1 protein-coding gene is annotated in these 264 nt (G+C 38.6%); it reads right to left on the bottom strand.

Features of this window, described 5'->3' with window-relative positions; translation table 11 throughout:
* A partial coding sequence (locus SB775_RS30490; protein WP_410864997.1) for a CheR family methyltransferase occupies positions 1–264 on the bottom strand: 264 nt, incomplete at both ends.

Below are 264 nucleotides of genomic sequence, written 5' to 3'. Positions count from 1 at the left end.
CTCATCTTTCACAGTGTAAAATGAAGAATCTTCTTTTGTGAAATATTTTTGTTTGATCTGATCTGGCACCTCTTGCAGAGAGCGTTCATGATATCTTCCTTTTTGTGCTGATTGCAGGACTTTATCATCAATATCAGTTGCAATAATTTGGAAGTCCTTCACAAGAGGATGACTTGACAGCAGCATCGAAAGGGTATACGGTTCTTCTCCTGTCGAGCATGCTGCACTCCATATCTTTACGTTTCCACTATTTTTTAAAAGCAG

The sequence above is a fragment of the Peribacillus sp. SIMBA_075 genome, assembly GCF_046534585.1.
This window is presented reverse-complemented; position numbering and strand designations above follow the sequence as displayed.